This window comes from Arthrobacter sp. ES3-54 (assembly GCF_029504395.1).
Taxonomy (GTDB): Bacteria; Actinomycetota; Actinomycetes; order Actinomycetales; family Micrococcaceae; genus Arthrobacter.
The window spans coordinates 93,360-110,065 of the sequence record NZ_JAQFIF010000005.1; the positions used below are offsets into that span (position 1 = coordinate 93,360).

General features: G+C 67.1%; 17 protein-coding genes. 5 read left to right on the top strand and 12 right to left on the bottom strand.

What is annotated here, in order from left to right; translation table 11 throughout:
* Positions 1-80 precede the first annotated feature (80 nt).
* Positions 81-1,064, bottom strand: a complete 984-nt coding sequence (locus M2428_RS11145) for a bifunctional riboflavin kinase/FAD synthetase (protein WP_277526027.1) — start codon at positions 1,062-1,064, stop codon at positions 81-83.
* A gap of 233 nt (positions 1,065-1,297) precedes the next feature.
* Between M2428_RS11145 and M2428_RS11150 the strand changes: the two genes are divergently transcribed.
* The gene (locus M2428_RS11150) at positions 1,298-1,924 is read left to right on the top strand and encodes a DUF937 domain-containing protein (RefSeq protein WP_277526028.1); all 627 of its coding nucleotides are present in this window, start codon (positions 1,298-1,300) and stop codon (positions 1,922-1,924) included.
* Between the two features lie 43 nt (positions 1,925-1,967).
* On the opposite strand, the gene M2428_RS11155 is transcribed toward M2428_RS11150, so the two are convergent.
* Positions 1,968-2,363, bottom strand: coding sequence for a hypothetical protein (locus M2428_RS11155; RefSeq protein ID WP_277526029.1), 396 nt, complete (start codon positions 2,361-2,363; stop codon positions 1,968-1,970).
* 174 nt (positions 2,364-2,537) lie between these two features.
* Between M2428_RS11155 and M2428_RS11160 the strand changes: the two genes are divergently transcribed.
* On the top strand, positions 2,538-3,020 hold the full coding sequence (locus M2428_RS11160; protein WP_277526030.1) for a hypothetical protein: 483 nt from the start codon (positions 2,538-2,540) through the stop codon (positions 3,018-3,020).
* Positions 3,021-3,258: 238 nt separating this feature from the next.
* Here the strand turns inward: M2428_RS11160 and M2428_RS11165 are convergent, their stop codons facing one another.
* Positions 3,259-5,130: an HNH endonuclease signature motif containing protein gene (locus M2428_RS11165; RefSeq protein ID WP_277526031.1), complete on the bottom strand. Its 1,872-nt coding sequence runs from the start codon at positions 5,128-5,130 to the stop codon at positions 3,259-3,261.
* Between the two features lie 457 nt (positions 5,131-5,587).
* On the opposite strand from M2428_RS11165, the gene M2428_RS11170 reads away from it, so the two are divergent.
* A complete protein-coding gene (locus tag M2428_RS11170; RefSeq protein WP_277526032.1) occupies positions 5,588-6,142 on the top strand; it encodes an NUDIX hydrolase in 555 nt (184 codons plus the stop codon).
* 152 nt (positions 6,143-6,294) lie between these two features.
* Here the strand turns inward: M2428_RS11170 and M2428_RS11175 are convergent, their stop codons facing one another.
* The 3 genes from M2428_RS11175 to truB form a co-directional block, all read right to left on the bottom strand.
* Complete coding sequence (locus tag M2428_RS11175; protein ID WP_277526225.1) at positions 6,295-6,726, bottom strand: hypothetical protein; 432 nt, start codon at positions 6,724-6,726, stop codon at positions 6,295-6,297.
* Positions 6,727-6,877: 151 nt separating this feature from the next.
* Complete coding sequence (locus M2428_RS11180) at positions 6,878-7,231, bottom strand: hypothetical protein (protein WP_277526033.1); 354 nt, start codon at positions 7,229-7,231, stop codon at positions 6,878-6,880.
* Positions 7,231-8,301 (bottom strand): tRNA pseudouridine(55) synthase TruB, encoded by a 1,071-nt coding sequence (truB, locus tag M2428_RS11185; RefSeq protein WP_277526034.1) that lies wholly within the window; start codon positions 8,299-8,301, stop codon positions 7,231-7,233. Before truB ends, M2428_RS11180 begins: the two co-directional genes overlap by 1 nt.
* A gap of 85 nt (positions 8,302-8,386) precedes the next feature.
* Between truB and M2428_RS11190 the strand changes: the two genes are divergently transcribed.
* On the top strand, positions 8,387-9,601 hold the full coding sequence (locus M2428_RS11190; RefSeq protein ID WP_277526035.1) for a pyridoxal phosphate-dependent aminotransferase: 1,215 nt from the start codon (positions 8,387-8,389) through the stop codon (positions 9,599-9,601).
* 98 nt (positions 9,602-9,699) lie between these two features.
* Positions 9,700-9,909: a hypothetical protein gene (locus M2428_RS11195; protein ID WP_277526037.1), complete on the top strand. Its 210-nt coding sequence runs from the start codon at positions 9,700-9,702 to the stop codon at positions 9,907-9,909.
* Between the two features lie 100 nt (positions 9,910-10,009).
* On the opposite strand, the gene trxA is transcribed toward M2428_RS11195, so the two are convergent.
* The 6 genes from trxA to rimP all read right to left on the bottom strand — a co-directional run bounded on the left by trxA (position 10,010) and on the right by rimP (position 16,695).
* Positions 10,010-10,447, bottom strand: a complete 438-nt coding sequence (gene trxA, locus M2428_RS11200; RefSeq protein ID WP_277526038.1) for a thioredoxin — start codon at positions 10,445-10,447, stop codon at positions 10,010-10,012.
* 149 nt (positions 10,448-10,596) lie between these two features.
* Positions 10,597-11,106 (bottom strand): 30S ribosome-binding factor RbfA, encoded by a 510-nt coding sequence (gene rbfA / locus M2428_RS11205; RefSeq protein WP_277526039.1) that lies wholly within the window; start codon positions 11,104-11,106, stop codon positions 10,597-10,599.
* Between the two features lie 321 nt (positions 11,107-11,427).
* The gene (infB, locus tag M2428_RS11210; protein ID WP_277526040.1) at positions 11,428-14,331 is read right to left on the bottom strand and encodes a translation initiation factor IF-2; all 2,904 of its coding nucleotides are present in this window, start codon (positions 14,329-14,331) and stop codon (positions 11,428-11,430) included.
* Between the two features lie 152 nt (positions 14,332-14,483).
* Positions 14,484-15,146: a YlxR family protein gene (locus M2428_RS22250; protein ID WP_346780743.1), complete on the bottom strand. Its 663-nt coding sequence runs from the start codon at positions 15,144-15,146 to the stop codon at positions 14,484-14,486.
* A complete protein-coding gene (gene nusA, locus M2428_RS11220; RefSeq protein WP_018774503.1) occupies positions 15,098-16,078 on the bottom strand; it encodes a transcription termination factor NusA in 981 nt (326 codons plus the stop codon). Before nusA ends, M2428_RS22250 begins: the two co-directional genes overlap by 49 nt.
* On the bottom strand, positions 16,078-16,695 hold the full coding sequence (gene rimP, locus M2428_RS11225; protein WP_277526041.1) for a ribosome maturation factor RimP: 618 nt from the start codon (positions 16,693-16,695) through the stop codon (positions 16,078-16,080). The genes nusA and rimP overlap by 1 nt, the downstream gene beginning before the upstream one ends.
* Between the last annotated feature and the right edge of the window lie 11 nt (positions 16,696-16,706).

Sequence of the window (16,706 nt, forward strand, 5' to 3'; positions counted from 1 at the left end):
GCGTGGCTGCGAATCAGCGCGCGGCTCCAGTGAGTCAGAACGCCGTCAGCGCGGCGGCTGACGCCGGTCCGGCCCGGTTCTCAGCGGGCGAACAGGATGTCATGGGCCTGGACGACGTCCAGGCGCATCTGGTCCACCAAAGCCTCCGCCCCACGGTACGCCACCATGCCGCGGAGCCTGGAGACAAATTCCACCACAACTGTCTGGTCGTACAGATCGAAGTCATCGGCGGACTCTTCCGGGCGGTCGATCACGTGGGCCTCGACCTGACGGCTCACGCCGTCGAACGTGGGGTTGGAGCCCACGGAGATAGCGGCGGGCCAGCGGGTGCCCTCCTGGTCCACAAGCCAGCCGGCGTAGATCCCGTCCGCGGGAATGTAGCCGCTGGCGGTCGAGGCGAGGTTTGCCGTGGGGAAGCCGAGGTCGCGGCCGCGTGCGGCACCGTGCACCACCTCGCCGCGCATCCGGTGCGGCCTGCCGAGCACCGCAGCGGCGGTGGCGACGTCGCCAGCGCGCAGGGCCTCGCGCACCCAGGTGGACGAGCAGCGGCGGTCCGTCCCGTCGTCGTCGTGGATGGGGAAACCTTCGGAGCCGAACTCGCTTATGACCAGCACCTTGAAACCGAGCTTCCGCCCCAGTTCCTGCATGGTGGAGAGGTCCCCGGAATTGCCGCGGCCGAACCGGGCGTCGTGGCCGATCACCACGTGGCTCGCCTTCAGGCCGTCCACCAGGACGGTGGCGACAAATTCTTCAGGGGTCAGGCTGGCGAGCTCCATCGAGTACTTCATCACCAGCACGGCATCGAGGCCGAGCTCGCCCAGGGCTACGAGCTTGTCCTCCAGCCCCATGATCAGCTCGGGAGCCGACTCGGGACGGTGCACTTGCGCGGGGTGCGGATCGAAGGTGATCGCGACGGCGCGGGCGCGGTTCAATCGGGCGGTGCGGATCAGTTGCGACAGCACCTGCTGGTGGCCGCGGTGCACGCCGTCGAAATTGCCGAACGTGACCACCGAAGGACCAAAGTCCGCCGGGACTTCGGACAGATCGTTCCAGATGTGGACCATCAACCTCGCCTTTTGCTGCCTGCCATGAACTCCTCCGGAGCGACCGTGCCGGCTCCGGAACTCTCTAAGATTACCCGCATTCCGGGCCGCTCCCGGACGGTTCTCGGGTCCCGCAGCGGGCCTTCCACGGCCTGATCCGCAGGACTACGATTCAAAGGCACTAGTTCGGCGGCGTCCATGCAGACGCCGTTTCCCGCGATGCCCGCCGCCGCGCGAGGCTGAAGGAGTACGACATGACTGAGCTCCAAGACATCGTCGGCCAGATCCCGATGGACCAGATTGCCGGCATGCTAGGCACCGACGAACCCACAGCCCGCGCCGCGGTGGAAGCCGCCGTGCCCACACTCCTCGCCGGTATGCATAATAATGCGCAGGCCCCGGACGGTGCTGCGTCACTCGAGTCGGCCCTGGGCCAGCACCAGGATGGACTGATCGACGGCGGCGTGGACGTCGGTCAGGTGGACACGGCCGACGGCGAGAAGATCGTCAATCACGTCTTTGGCGGCCAGCAGGATCAGGTGGCCAGCCAGCTCGCCGGGACGGGACAACTGGGCGGCGCCGGAAGCGACCTGGTCCGGAAACTGCTGCCCATCCTGGCGCCGATCGTTATGTCTTATCTGGCGAAGAAATTTCTCGGCGGAAACCAGGCGGGGACTGGTTCCCAGACCGAAGCCGGCGCTCCGGCCGATTCCGGTCAGGGCGGCGGAATGGACCTCGGCGGCGTACTAGGCGGGATCCTCGGTGGAATGGTCGGTGGCCAAGGCGGCGCCGCGGGACAGGGAGGCCCGGGGGAACAAGAGGGACAAGGTGGCCTCGGCGGCCTTGGCGATATCCTTGGCGGTCTGTTCGGGAGGAAGTAGGCGATTCGCCCCTGGGTTGGTACCGGACGATGGGAACTGCTGGCTATCTCCCGAGCAGTAGCCTCCGCTGGCTGTCCCGGACCGCGCGACTCCGCCAGTTCCGCCAGTGCAGCAGCACAGCGGCAAGGATAAGCGGGACGTGGATTGCGGGCAGCCTTCTTGCGAACCATCGCGGCAGGTAGATGTCCGTGACGGAGCCGTTGCTGTCGCCGAGGTCCTGGGCGACAGCGGTCAGCGGGCAGTGGAAGCCATTGGCGGCAAAGATCAGGGTTTCACCCGCAACCACGACAGCGGCAACGCCCGTCTTCCGGTCGGTGCGGCCCCTGACTCCGGTGTACAGGACGTAGGCCATGCAGGCCTCGATCGTGAACCAGGCAGTGGTGTGAATCGACTTCACTACCCGCAGCAGCAGACGGCGATGGTCCATGTCTCCAGCCATGTCTCCAGCCTAGTCTTTGCGCTATGCGTGCACAGGTCTCCGTGGTTCAGAGGCACTCGGCCCGGCTGGCCCCGGCCGTTGGCTCCTGCCCGGCGGAGGCCATGAGGTTCGGCATGGCATGGGCGTCCGGCCCCGCTGTGGACTGTTCACGCTCCGAGCCGCTAGGTTCTGAAGATGCGGAGGCCGGTGCAGCTCGCGGGGGTAGGTTCGATCCTCTGCGCGCTGATTGCCGGGTGCGGCCTGATACCCGGTTCGACCGCCGAAGTCTGCGTCGACTGGATCCGTTTTAAGACCGTCCAGGACCAGTTTCGGCAGGCAACCCTGGTGGTCATCGGGACACCGGCGGGCACCGATTCGGAGACCAGAATCTACGGTTACACGGCACACATCCATGTCGTGGACGTTGAGGACGTTCTGAAGGGCGATCCGGAGCCGGGGCCGCTCCGCATCGCTGCGATGCCGGTGACGTGCACCGGAGGGGTGTCCTATCCGGAAGGCGATCCGCTCGACGGGAGCAGGCGGATGTTGATCTATGCCACCAAGCAGAACGGCTACTGGTTCACGATGACGCCGGCGCAGGGTGCCGTTCCCTTCGACCCCGGCACGTCGCTCCCGTTCGAAACGTCCCCGCTCGAAACGACCCCTGCGCTCAAGTAGCCGAGTCGGAGGGAGTCGCGATGCGGGGTTACGCGATGCTGAGGCGGAGGGTCCGACGCAACCCATGGTTAGTAGGGACGCTGAGGCAGACGAGTCGGAAGGGTCGGACGCGACACGGGGTTAGTTGAGTCGGAGGGATAGACGCGACACGGGTTAGCTGAGGCGGAGGGCCGACACAGCGCATGGTTAGTCGAGACGCTGAGGCAGGCGAGGCGTAACGGTCGGACGCGGCGCAGGGTCACTCGAGGCGGAAGTAGCTGTTCCTGCGGGGCGTCCGGGCGGGATCGATGTGCGGCGGCGGGATGAACCAGGGGACGCCGGCCCGCATCTGGACGGTCCATTGTTCCTTGTGGATCAGGTGGTGGTGGTGTGAGCAGAGCAGGGTCCCGTTGTCTGTCCCAGTGGTCCCGCCGAGGGACCAGTAAGTGATGTGGTGGGCCTCGCACCAGGGCGCGGGGATGGTGCATTGCGGAAAGGCGCAGCCCTGGTCCCGGGCCGTGAGGGCCTTGCGGATATGCGGCGGGAAGACCCGGGAGGCGCGGCCGATGTCCAAGACCCGCCCCTCGCCGCCGAGCAGGACCGGGATGATGTCGGCGTCGCAGGCGAGTTTGCGCACGGTGGAGACGGTGATGGGGCCGGTGAACGTCAGCGATCCGGTGCCCTCGTGGCGGGGTTCGGCGCCGTCGAGCCGGGTGAGGAGATCGCGGTAGTCGATGGTGGCCATTACCTGGGGCCGGAGTCCGCCTGCCGCGGGCAGTCCGCCGGTGGCGAGGGCGGCTTTGCAGGCGCCGACCAGGCCGTCGAGCAGCCGCTGCGGCCGGGAGCGCTGGTCGAAGGCAGCTGCACCGGCGTCGGCGCCCACACCGGCGCTCATGGCGGCCGCAGCCGAGACCTCGGCCGCTCGCGTACCGGCATCCCCCTCAGCTCCCGGGCCGGCGTCCGGGTCCGTGGCGGCGTTGGCACCCGCCCCCCTGCGCTCTCCGGTATCCGGCTCCGAACCCGTACCCTCTCCGGTATCTGGTCCGGTGCGGGGGTTGGTGGCGGTGTTCATGACCGTGATCAGCTGTTCGAACTGGTCGGGGGTGGCGAAGATTTCCAGGTGGTGCAGGCCGTGCCGGGGTTTGCGGATGAACGCGCCCTGGATCCGGCGCAGCAGTTCTTCGGAGGGTTCGGCGCCGTCCTGGTCCAGGGCGTCCGTCCATCGCCGGGCGATCCGGGCCAGGAAGTCGGCGTCGTTATCGATCGCCGTCCGGGTCAGGGCGTGTTCCATCGTGGCCGTGGCCTCGGGGCGGCAGATGTGCCGGACCCGGTCCAGGGCAAGCGTGATGACGGTCGCGGCGCGGGAGGCGACGGTGCCGGACGCGACGGCAGCGGCGAGCTCTTCCCGCACCGGCGGCTCGATGTGGCCGCCGGCACCGGTGCGGGGCAGCAGCTCCGCGGCCAGCGTGAGCCGGCGCCGGGCTTCGGCGGCGCTGATCCGCAGCCGGGCCCGCAGGAACTCGGTGGCGTTCCGGCAGCCGTCGTCCGCCGCGGCGGACAGGGCACCCTGCCCGGCCAAGCCACCACCACCGCTGGATCCCGTCGTGGCGCCTGTCCAGGCGTCGGAACCGGCGTCGGAACAGGCGTCGGAACCGGCGTCGGATCCGGTGTCGGGTTCCTGGGTCCAGCCGGTGAGCCAGCCCGTGGGCGCCACCGTCCCCGGGCCCTGGCCCGCGGCGACAGGCCGGGTCCCGGAAGATTGTTTGCGGGTCCGGTCCACGGCGCCGGCGGCAACGAGCTGCAGGTATTCGACTGCGCGGGACACGTCCTCGACGCGGTCGGCGAAGTCCGCGGCCTCCAGCAGGCCAAACCGGTCAGCCTCAGCGCACGCCGCCGGGCCTAAGGAGCGCAGCAGAGTCAGGGCCGAGTCCAACGCGTCGCCGGCGGCAAGGGCCGCGGGGTCTGTGATTGTGCCTTGCCCTGGGCCGGTCACCGTGCCGTTCAGGGCATCGCCCGCTGCATCAACCGCGCCGGCAGCGGCAGCCAGCCAGGCGAGCCGGGGCGGCAGGGAGTCCACCACCGGGCCGGCCCACGAGACCTGATCCGGGATGAACTCACCCATGGCTTCCATAGCTAAACTCTGCCAGAGGGGTACGACAGAAATAATGGACCTGGTTCCGCCGGGCCATGACGCTGGGGCGGCAGGGAGTCCACCACCGGGACGGACCACAAGGCCTGATCCGGGATGAACTCACCCATGGCTTCCATAGCAAAACTCTGCCAGAGGGGTACGACAGAAATAATGAACCCGGTTGATGCCGGGACAAAGCTGCCACGCAGCGGCTTTGGTCGCGGGGTTCGGGCGAGGATCCTGGTCGTAGGATCTCGGTCCCGGATTCAGGCGGGTTCTTGGTCGTAGAATCTTGGTCGCGGCGTTCGGTCGAGGAATTTGGTCGCGAGGTTCTTGGTCGCAGGATCTTGCCGGGGTCCAGGAATTTGGGCGGACGACGGCGCCCAGCCACCCACCGCGCGTAACACTGCGTACGCTGCCCGCCCTCCTACGGACCGGCGCGTGGCAAGCTGTAGGGATGGACAGCACAGCCGCGCCCCAAACCGGGGAATCACCCTTCGCACCACCGCTGCCGGGCAATCCGCACCACCATTTGGGTCCACGCGACCCCGGTGACGCCTGGGTCGAGGGCGACCGCGGACGCTTCTGGGGTCGGTTCGGTTCCGCCGGGCTCCTGGTCCACGACGCCGCAAAGGGGATCCTGCTCCAACACCGTGCCTTGTGGAGCCATCAGGGCGGCACTTGGGGCCTCCCCGGAGGCGCCCTGCATCAAGGGGAAGAGGCCATCCACGGGGCGTTGCGGGAAGCACGCGAAGAGGCGGCCGTACCCCCGGAAAACGTCCGCGTCCTGTTCACGTCGGTGTTCGACGTCGGCTACTGGTCTTACACCACGGTGGTTGCCGAAGCACTGGAGCCCTTCGAGGCCGCCATCAGTGATCCGGAAAGCCTCGACCTGCAATGGGTGGGAATTGACGCCGTCGGCAGCAAGGAACTGCACCCGGGCTTCGCGGCCGCCTGGCCCGGCCTGCGCAGTAAGCTCACGGAGGCCCGCCGCAACACCGGCCAGGCGTAACCAGCCCCGCGCAACACCGGCCAGGCGTAACCAGCTGGTGTGACGAGCACGGTCCACCCAGCCGCTTGTCCGGGGCGAAGCCCTGACGGAGAAGCCTCGGGGCGAACCCCGGACGGAGAAGCCTCGGGGGCGAGCCCCGGAGGGCAGCCCGCCTAGTGCTGCCGGGGCGCGGGCCGCCGGCGATACAGCCAGATGAGTCCCAGAACGGGCAGCAGGAGCGGGATGAATCCGTAGCCGCGGCCGAACAAGGACCACACCGTCTCGTGCGGGAAGTTCACCGAGTCGAATACGCTCAGGGCCCCCACCACGAGGACGCCCACAAGCTCCACCAGGACTGCCGCCACGGAAACCTTGAACGCAGTGCGGCCCGGCTTCGCGAGGGACACGGTGGCCACGACATAGACGGCTGCGGCGAAGGCTGACAGCAGGTACGCCAGTGGCGCCTCGGAAAACTTCGTGAGTATCTGGTAGCCGGCCCGGGCGGTCGCCGAAATCGCGAACACGGCATAGACAGCAATCAGCAGCCGTCCCGGCCCAGTGTTGCGGGTGTCGGTCGCCGGCGCAGTTGGCGCCGCCCCAGTCACTGCCCGCCCAGTTTCCGCCGGAGCAGTTTCCGCGGAGCCAGCAGCTGCCTGCCGAGCATCCGCTGCTCCAGTGATGCCGGAGGCCGACCCCGCCGGGGTGCTCGCGCCGTCCTGCGAGGATTTTGCGTTCACGTTTTCTGCCTCTTCCATCTCAATACCAGATCTGGTTCATGCGGGCTGCCATCACCAGAGCGGTGACGCCGACGGCGGCCAGGACGAAGTTGCTCCAGCGGGTCCGCTCCAGGATGGACCAGTACACGGCGCCGATCGGGAGGATCAACGCCGTCGCCAGATAGCCCCAGAACTCCCATGACTCCCCCGCGATCCGCTCCCCGCTGGCCACCCGGACAATCGATCCCACCAGATAGACCAGGAGGGCAAGTTCGACGGCGGCCACCGACAGCATGGTCGTGTCGTTGGGCGCCTTCTTCAGGATGCCCGCGGCGGCACAGATGATGCTGGAGAGCAGGCCCACCACAAGGATGATGTAGAAATACGCGTCCACTACTGCCCGGCCCGCTGTTCGTTGCCGTGCTGTTCAGTGGCCTGCTTCTCGGTGCCGTGCTGTTCAGTGCCGTGCTGTTCAGTGCCGTGCTGTTCAGTGGCCTGTTTTTCGGTGCCGCCCGCTTTGGTGGCGTCCTTTTCATGGGAGCGCTTTTCGTTATCGGGCGCGAACACCAGCACAGGTTTGGCGTAGCTTCCCGCGTCGGCCAAGAGTGCCACCAGCGTACCGTCCGGCGCGAACGCCGCTGCCGGCTTGTCAGCGGTCGCTGCCTCCGGCATGCCGGCCGCGGCTCCAGCGGCGACCCTTCGGCCGAAGGAAATCTCTGTGGTCTCCGCCTCGCTGAGTTCACGGTTCGGCATCAGCGCCCGGGCCGCGTCCGAGATCTCCAGCACGTCTAGCTTTTCCGCCAATTGCTCAAGGGTGTGTGCCTGGTCAAGGGTGTACGGGCCCACTTGCGTCCTGCGCAGTGCCGTCAGGTGGCCGCCGACGCCGAGAGCGTCACCGAGGTCGCGGGCCAGGGCACGGATGTAAGTGCCGGAAGAGCACTCCACCGTGACATCCACATCCAGGGCTTCCCTGTCTGCTTCGGCCTCACGCACGCGGCGGACCTGGTGAACTTCAAAGCGGTGGATCGTGACGGGACGGGCCGCGAGCTTGACCTCTTCACCGGACCGGACCCGGGCGTAGGCGCGTTCGCCGTTGACCTTGATGGCGCTGACACTGCTGGGAACCTGTTCGATTTCCCCGGTCAGTGCGGCGACGCCGGCACGGACGGCGTCTTCGGTGACCCCGGCGGCGCTGCGGGTGGCGGTGACCTCGCCTTCGGCGTCGTCCGTCACGGTGGATTCGCCGAGCCTGATGGTGGCGGTGTAGGTCTTGGAGGTGCCGACGATGTAGGTCAGCAGCCGGGTGGCTTTGTTGATGCCCACCACAAGAACGCCGGTGGCCATCGGATCAAGTGTCCCGGCGTGGCCGACCTTTCGGGTACCGGCGATCCGCCGCATCCGTCCAACCACATCGTGGCTGGTCCAGCCTTGCGGCTTGTCCACTATCACCAGTCCAGAAAGCACGCCTCCCAGTATATGCGGGCCAGCCGTGCCCCAACGCCCACGGCCCTCACCGCCCAAGTGGACGCCGGGCGTTAGGATGGCACACATGCCCGAGCTTGCCGCACATGTCCGCGACGTCCCGATCAACCAGATCCGCGAGATCACCGAAGCCGCGTGGGGAACGCCCGGTGCGATCGTGCTCAGTATCGGGGAGCCGGGCTTCGCAGTCCCCCGCCACGTCCTCGAGGCCGGGATGGCCTGCCTTGACCGGGACGAGACTAACTACACACCGAACGCCGGGATCCCGGCCCTCCGTGAGGCCTTCGCAGCCCGCTTCAGTGAACACAACGCGACGCCGGTCGGCGCCGAGCGCGTCTACGTGGTCGACGGCGCCCAGCAGGGCCTGCACTTGGCCATGAGCCTGTTGCTCTCCCCCGGCGACGAGATCCTCATTCCCAACCCCGGCTACCCCACCTTCGCGATGACGAGCAGTCTGCTGCATGCCGTTCCCGTCCGCTATCCGCTGTACCCGGAGCACGATTTCCAGCCGCGGATCGAGGACATCGAGGCGCTCATCACGCCGCGGACCAAGGTGTTGATCCTGAATTCTCCGTCCAACCCGCTTGGCGCGGTCCTGGGCGAGGACCTGACGCGCCGCCTCGTGGAGCTGGCGCGGCGGCGCGATCTGTGGATTATCTCCGACGAATGCTACGAGGCCTTCACCTACGATGTCCCGCACGTCAGCCCGGCCAGCTTCGACAGCGACGTTCCGGGCGAAGCGCGCGTGTTCACCTCGCTCACGCTCTCCAAGACCTACGGGCTGACGGGTCTGCGCATCGGCGCGCTGATCTGCCCGCCCGGGCTGGAGCAGAAAATGAATAACGTCATGGAGTCGATCGTGTCCTGCGTGGCCTCGCCGTCGCAGTATGCCGCGCTGGCGGCGTTGACCGGACCGCAGGACTACGTCAGCGACGCCCACGCCCATTACCGGGCTAACCGCGACGCGGCCTCGGCGGTGCTGCGCTCCCACGGCATTCCCTACCTCGCGGCCCAAGGTGCGTTCTACCTGTGGGCGGACGTCTCCCACGCCAGCGGCGGGGATGTCCGGGCATGGACGCGCCGTTTCCTGGCGGACTCCGGCGTGGCCTTCGCCCCCGGCACGGCGTTTGGCTCCATCGGCGAGGGCTGGATCCGCATTGCACTCTGCGGTAACCAGGCCGATCTTGTGGAGGGCCTCCTGCGTCTTCCGGCACGCGAGCCGGCAGCAGGCCCCGACGGGTCCACCGGCCCTATCGCCGGACCTGCTGGCGCCCTAGCCTGAGCACACGGCGCTCCCAGACTGGCCCGCTATTATTCTGGCTTCGGGTTGGCCCTGGACTCATCCGGGGGCGCCGTGGATTCCGGCCTAGGGAGTACATCGTGTGGTGGCAAGACCTTCTGTGGGGTTTCTGGAATGGGCTGACGGCATGGATCGTCCTGATCGCCCATGTCTTCGGGGCCTGGAGCGAGTTCCCGTTCTACAACTCCGCCCGCGCGGGGAACTGGTATGACTTCGGCTACCTCCTCGGCATGGGATCTCCCGTGCTGGGCGGGGGGCTGGGAGCCCGGGGACGCTCCAGGAGCCGCTAGGGCATTTCGAGAGGGCATTTGGCGGCAATGTTACTCCTGCACACTGCCGTGATCTGCCGTCTCGGCGGCATCTGGGTGCCACCCCCGGCCAACCCGGTGGTCAGCTCGGACTTGCCGCCAATGCCTCGTCCAGCCAGTTGCGGAGGGCCGCGGCGGGCGGCGCGCCGGCCTGGCGGGCCGCCACCGTCCCCTTCTTGATGACAAGCAATGTGGGGATGGCCTGGATATCGAACCGCCGGGACAACCCCGGAGAGGTGTCGACGTCGACCTTCACCAGCTTGAACTTCCCGGCCCGCTCCTGCGCCAACTTGTCCAGCACCGGGCTGACCATGCGGCACGGACCGCACCAGGCCGCCCAGAAATCGACCAGAACTGGGACCGAAGACTGCTCCGCGACCACCGGAAAGTCGGCATCTGACGCTGACACGATCCAGGGAAGGTCCTGGCCGCAGTTGCCGCAGCGCGGGTGCCCGGCAGCGGCCGCGGGAATCCGGTTGGTCTTCCCGCAGTGCGGGCACTTGGTCAGGCTGGATTCCACGGCACTCCGGCGCCTTTGCACAAACCTGCAGTCATGGTTCCATGGGACTCCCCCGCCCGTGAACGGGCCAAGGGTCGAAGGTCCCCGGAGACGGAAACAGCAGGGCCCGGATCCGTTTCCGGTTCCGGCCCCTGCTGTGGAAGGCACTCTTACTTGTTGCGGTCCTCATCGATCGCGTCGTTGTCGATGAGGTCCAGGTCCTCTTCGTCGAAGTCGTCCTCGTCGAGCTCCACATCCTGCGGCGTGTCACTCTTGTAGGGATCGGCGTCCCCGGCGTGCGTGGCGCTTTCGGCCAGCGCGGCCACCTCGGCGTCGCGCTTCTTTGCAGCGCGAAGCAGTTCCTCAAGGTTCGAGGCCACAACGGGGATCTGGTCGGCCACGAACTCGAGCGTTGGAGTCAGCCGCACGGTGATGTTCCGGCCGACTTCCTGCCGCAGCACACCCTTGGCCTTCTCGAGCCCCTTGGCGGCATCGGCCTGGGCCACTTCGTCGCCTAACACGGTGTAGTAAACAGTTGCGTGCTGCAGGTCGTTGGTCACCCGCGAGTCGGTCACGGTGACGCCCTCCAGACGGGGATCCTTCACCCTCCGGCCCAGCGCCTCGGCAACGACAACCTTAATCCGCTGCGCCAACTTGGCAGCCCGTGCGGGATCAGCCATTTCCACTCCTAAAAATTTGGATGTACGACGGCGCGTTAGCGGCTGAAGTACAAAGGTTCGGTTTGTTGCCACGCGCCTAAGGCGAGTCTACGACGGACTCCCGTTGGATTCTTCCGGCGGCCTGAGTGGCATCCAAGGTGGCAGCCGAGGGCCCCGATGCGAGCTTGCGAGCATTGGGAAGGCTGGCACCGCTGCCGGAGCTGGGTGGCCGACGTCGTAAGACGTCGGCCACCCAGCGTAGGGGCGGGGCCCCCTCTACGGCGGAAAAGTGGGGGCCGCCGGAAGAATCCAACGGCCCCGCACCTGTAACGCTAGGACAACCTAGACGCGCGGCTTTTCGCGCATCTCGAAGGTCTCGATGAAGTCGCCTTCGGTGATGTCGTTGAACGAGCCAAGACCGATACCACACTCGAAGTCCGTGCGGACCTCGGTGGCGTCGTCCTTGAAGCGCTTGAGCGTCTCAACGGTGAGGTTGTCACCGATGATCTTGCCGTCGCGGGTGATGCGGGCCTTGGCGTTGCGTCGGATAATACCCGAGCGGACGATGGAGCCTGCAATGTTGCCGAACTTGGAGGAACGGAACACTTCGCGGACCTCGGCGGTGCCAAGCTGGACCTCTTCGTACTCCGGCTTGAGCATGCCCTTGAGGGCTGCCTCAATGTCATCGATTGCTGCGTAGATGACGGAGTAGAAGCGCATGTCCACGCCTTCGCGGTCTGCCAGTTCGGCAACACGCTCGGCGGGCTTGACGTTGAAGCCGATGATGACGGCGCTGTCGACCGTTGCCAGGTTGACGTCGTTCTGCGTGATCGCACCGACACCGCGGTGGATGACGCGGAGCTGGACACCCTCGCCGACGTCGATCTTGAGCAGCGCGTCTTCGAGGGCTTCCACGGCACCGGACACGTCACCCTTGAGGATGAGGTTGAGGGTGTCGATCTTGCCATCGGCGACGGCCTGGTCGAAGTCTTCGAGGCTGATGCGCTTGCGGCGCTTGGCCAGTGCGGCGTTGCGGTCGGCGGCTTCACGCTTCTCGGCGATCTGGCGGGCGGTGCGCTCGTCAGCGGTCACGAAGAAGGTGTCACCGGCGCGCGGGACGTTGGACAGACCCAGCACCTGCACGGGGCGGGACGGGCCGGCCTCGGTCAGCGCGCTGCCGTCGTCGTCGAACATCGCACGGACGCGGCCGTGGGCCGTGCCTGCCACGATGGTGTCGCCGACGTGCAGGGTACCGGACTGAACCAGGACGGTGGCCACGGAACCGCGGCCCTTGTCCAGGTTGGCTTCAATCGCGATACCGCGGGCGTCCTTGTTCGGGTTGGCGCGCATGTCCAGGGCAGCGTCTGCGGTGAGCAGGACGGCGCCGAGGAGCTCGTCGATGTTGAGGTTCTGGCGGGCCGAGACCTCCACGAACATGGTGTCGCCACCGTACTCTTCCGGAACCAGGCCGTACTCGGTCAGCTGGCCGCGGACCTTGTCCGGGTTGGCGCCTTCCTTGTCGATCTTGTTCACGGCCACGACGATCGGCACGTTGGCCGCCTGGGCGTGGTTGAGGGCTTCAACGGTCTGCGGCATAACACCGTCGTCCGCTGCGACCACCAGGATGGCGATGTCGGTGACCTTCGCACCACGGGCACGCATGGCGGTGAACGCCTCGTGGCCCGGAGTATCGATGAAGGTGATCTTGCGATCGATGCCTTCGTGGGCGTGGGTGACCTGGTAGGCACCGATGTGCTGCGTGATGCCGCCGTGCTCGCCCGCCATAACGTCGGACTTGCGGATGGCATCGAGCAGTCGGGTCTTACCGTGGTCAACGTGACCCATGACGGTGACAACCGGAGGACGCGCCTCGAGGTCTTCATCGCCTTCGGCTTCCAGTTCGGCGTCGAAGTCAATGTCGAAGGTGGAGAGCAGCTCGCGCTCCTCATCCTCCGGGGACACAACCTGAAGCTTGTAGCCAAGCTCCTCGCCGAGCAGTGCGAAGGTCTCTTCATCCAGCGACTGCGTGGCCGTGGCCATTTCGCCGAGGTGGAAGAGGACCGTCACCAATGCGGCGGGGTTCGCCTCGATCTTGTCGGCAAAGTCCGTGATGGACGAGCCACGGCGAAGCCGGACTACGGTGTTGCCGTCGCCGCGGGGTACGCTCACGCCACCCAGCGACGGAGCACTCATCTGCTCCAGTTCCTGACGCTTGGCACGCTTCGACTTGCGCTGCTTGCCACGGCCTGCGCCGCCCTTACCGAAGGCGCCCTGGGTGCCGCCGCGACCGCGACCGCCCTTACCAAAGCCACCACCGGCCGGAGCGCCGCCACCGGCACCGGGAGCACCGGTACCTGGAGCGCCACCCGGACGACCCGGACCACGGCCTCCGCCGCCGGGACGGCCGGCACCAGCGGGTGCGGGACGTTCGGTGCGGTTAGGCATCATGCCGGGAGTCGGGCGGTTGCCGCCGGCTCCTGCCGGACGACCAGCGCCGGGAGCGCCGGCCGGACGCGGGGCGCCGGGGCGGGGGCCGCCTGCGCCTGCTGCCGGACGGGGACCACCCGGACGGGGGCCGCCCGCGCCTGCTGCGGGGCGCGGACCACCGGGGCGTTCACCTTCGGTGCGGCTTCCGCCCGGACGGGGCATGCCCTGGGAAGGAGCGAACGGGTTGTTGCCCGGACGCGAGGGACGATCGTTGTCGCCGCCGCGGCCGCGGGGCATGCCCTGGGACGTGGCGAACGGGTTGTTGCCGGGACGGGGACCGCCCGGACGCGGTGCAGAACCACCCTGGCGTGCCGGAGCAGCCGGGGCTTCAGCCTTGGGGGCCGGACGCGCGCCGGGCTTGACGCCCGTCGAGGGAGCAGCCGGGGCCTGGGCAGCGGGGGCTGCCGGGGCCTGGGCGGCGGGGGCTGCCGGAGCGGCGGGCGCGGCGGCAGGTGCCGCAGCGGCCGGAGCCGGAGCTTCAGCCTTGGGTTCTGCAGCCTTGGGCGCAGCGGGGCCAGGCGCAGGCGCCGGACGGGTCGCTGCCGGGCTGGCAGATGCCTGGGGGGCGGACGCCGGAGCTTCGGACTTCGAAGCTGCGGGGGCGTCGGGGAAGGCGTTGCGCAGTTTCCGCACAACGGGAGCCTCGATAGTTGACGAGGCGGAGCGAACGAATTCGCCCAATTCCTGCAGTTTGGTTACTGCATCTTTGGAAGTAATACCGAGCTCTTTAGCAAGCTCATGTACGCGGACCTTGGCCACATTTCTCCTGTCTCGGTCCGCACCGAGCCAGGCACGAACCGTCTACTTCTTACTGCGGGCCTCCGCCGCGAATGCAGCTGAAAGGCCCATTGCAGAGCGCAACAAAGTTGTCATCGTTGCGCACTCATCGCTGGGAACTCATCGGGTTTCCATCAGTTTTCTGACCCGCTTTCAGGTTGGACGGTTGTTGCTGCGGCCACCGGGGTGCCCACGGCTTCCATGCCGGCAGTGATCCGGCGTTCAACATCAGCTGTACCGGCTGCGCCGTTGAGGGCGCGGCCGAACGCTCGACGTTTGACCGCCAGTGCCAGGCACTTTTCGCTGGGGTGCAGCCATGCTCCCCGGCCAGCCATCCGGCGTCGTTCATCCACCACGACGGCGGACGAACCACCGGCGCCGGCGACGAGCCGGAGTAACTCCGACCGCGACCCTTTTTGTCGGCATCCGATACAAGTGCGCTGCGGCTGATTCCCGAGGTGTTGGACATGTGCCACGTTCGAGTATCTTCCTGCCAGTACAAATGCTTGGTGAATCATCGCGTCCCGGGAATCTGGGAAAATCCCAGACGCGCCAAAGACACACGGATACCGGCCCTTAGGCGCGGTCATGTCTATTCTAGCCCCTCCGGCGCCCGGGTCCCGAACCCGGACGTGCACGTCAGCTTGGAAATCACGGTTGACCCGTGAGAGCGGGCACGCGCACCGAGCCGCGACGGCGGCCCGGTGCGCGTGAAGTGCGTGCGCTTGCGCGCGTGCGCGCTTGCGAGCTATTTGCCGGTGTTGACGGCGGCGTCGGAGACGATGTCGATTCGCCATCCCGTGAGCTTGGCGGCGAGACGGGCGTTCTGGCCCTCCTTGCCGATGGCCAGGGAGAGCTGGTAGTCGGGAACGACCACCCGTGCCGAACGGGTCGCCTCGTCGGTGATCGTGACCGAATTCACGCGCGACGGCGAGAGGGCACTGGCGATGAAGGTCGCCGGATCGTCGTTGTAGTCAACGATGTCGATCTTTTCGTCGTTCAGTTCCGTCATGACCGCCCGGACCCGCGAACCCATTTCACCGATGCAGGCACCCTTGGCATTGACGCCGGGGGTGTTGGCCTTGACGGCGATCTTGGTGCGGTGGCCGGCCTCGCGGGCCAGCGCCACGATTTCGACCGAACGGTCCGCGATCTCGGGAACTTCGAGTTCGAAGAGCTTCCGGACGAGACCGGGGTGGGAGCGGGACAGCGTGATGGACGGGCCCTTGGTGCCGCGGTGGACGTCAATCACGAAGGCGCGCAGCCGGTTGCCGTGAATGTACTTCTCGCCGGGAACCTGCTCGGGCGGCGGCAGCAGTGCCTCCACCGTGCCCAGGTTCACCTGGATCATGTGCGGGTTGTTGCCCTGCTGGATGGTGCCAGCCACAAGCTCACCTTCACGGCCCTTGAACTGGCCCAACACGTTGTCATCCTCAGCGTCGCGGAGGCGCTGCAGGATGATCTGGCGTGCGGTGCTCGCCGCGATGCGTCCGAAGCCCGCGGGGGTGTCTTCGAATTCGCCTATCGGGGCGCCGTCGTCGTCGATCTCGGTGGCCCAGATGGTTACGTGGCCGCTCTTGCGGTCGAGCTCGGCCCGGGCCTTTTCGAAGGCGCCGGGGGTCTTGTGGTAGGCCACCAGCAGTGCCTGCTCGATCGTTGGGATCAGGAGATCCAGCGGGATTTCACGCTCACGCTCCAGGAGTCTCAGCGCGCTCATGTCAATATCCATCAGGCCTCCTCAGAAGGTCCATTGTTTGCTTTTTCCAGACCGGCCTCTTCGAGGTGGCTGAACTCTATCTCGACTTTTCCGCTGCGGATCCTGTCGAAAGGAAGCTTGACGGGTTCACCCTGCTTGGGCTTCATGCCCTTCTTGACGGCAATTTCCGGGACGAGGGTGACTCCCCCATCATCGACGGACTGGACCCTGCCGGTGACGTTGTCACCCTGGATCACGTTTACGTTGACCATCCGTCCGCGGGCGCGGTGCCAGTGCCGCTCTTCAGTCAGTGGACGGCCGACGCCGGGCGAAGAGACCTCGAGCTCATAGGGGCGCGCGTCCATACTGGGGTCGTTGTCCAGGGTGTCGGAGAGGGTCTTGGAGATTTCCGCGATGACGTCGAGCCCGACGCCACCGGTCTCCTCCTGCGGCAGGTCCACCACTACGTGGACCACCCGGTTGGCGCCGGCGACATGGATGGATACGTCCTCCAGGTACAGCCGGTTCGCCAGCACTGCGGGTTCCAAGAGTGCGTGCAGGCGCTCGGCCTCGACATTTTGAACGGGTGCGGCTTCAGCCTTCCCCGTCCCGGCCCGGTCTGTTGAAGTCGTGGCTTCTGCGTTGGTCATGATGCCGGCCG

Bases quoted from the DNA above. Each gene is read 5' to 3' on its own strand.
- M2428_RS11145 (WP_277526027.1), bottom strand. From the start codon at position 1,064: ATGGTCCACATCTGGAACGATCTGTCCGAAGTCCCGGCGGACTTTGGT.
- M2428_RS11150 (WP_277526028.1), top strand. From the start codon at position 1,298: ATGACTGAGCTCCAAGACATCGTCGGCCAGATCCCGATGGACCAGATT.
- M2428_RS11155 (WP_277526029.1), bottom strand. From the start codon at position 2,363: ATGGCTGGAGACATGGACCATCGCCGTCTGCTGCTGCGGGTAGTGAAG.
- M2428_RS11160 (WP_277526030.1), top strand. From the start codon at position 2,538: ATGCGGAGGCCGGTGCAGCTCGCGGGGGTAGGTTCGATCCTCTGCGCG.
- M2428_RS11165 (WP_277526031.1), bottom strand. From the start codon at position 5,130: ATGGAAGCCATGGGTGAGTTCATCCCGGATCAGGTCTCGTGGGCCGGC.
- M2428_RS11170 (WP_277526032.1), top strand. From the start codon at position 5,588: ATGGACAGCACAGCCGCGCCCCAAACCGGGGAATCACCCTTCGCACCA.
- M2428_RS11190 (WP_277526035.1), top strand. From the start codon at position 8,387: ATGCCCGAGCTTGCCGCACATGTCCGCGACGTCCCGATCAACCAGATC.
- rbfA (WP_277526039.1), bottom strand. From the start codon at position 11,106: ATGGCTGATCCCGCACGGGCTGCCAAGTTGGCGCAGCGGATTAAGGTT.
- M2428_RS22250 (WP_346780743.1), bottom strand. From the start codon at position 15,146: ATGGCGAATCGACATCGTCTCCGACGCCGCCGTCAACACCGGCAAATA.
- nusA (WP_018774503.1), bottom strand. From the start codon at position 16,078: ATGGATATTGACATGAGCGCGCTGAGACTCCTGGAGCGTGAGCGTGAA.
- rimP (WP_277526041.1), bottom strand. From the start codon at position 16,695: ATGACCAACGCAGAAGCCACGACTTCAACAGACCGGGCCGGGACGGGG.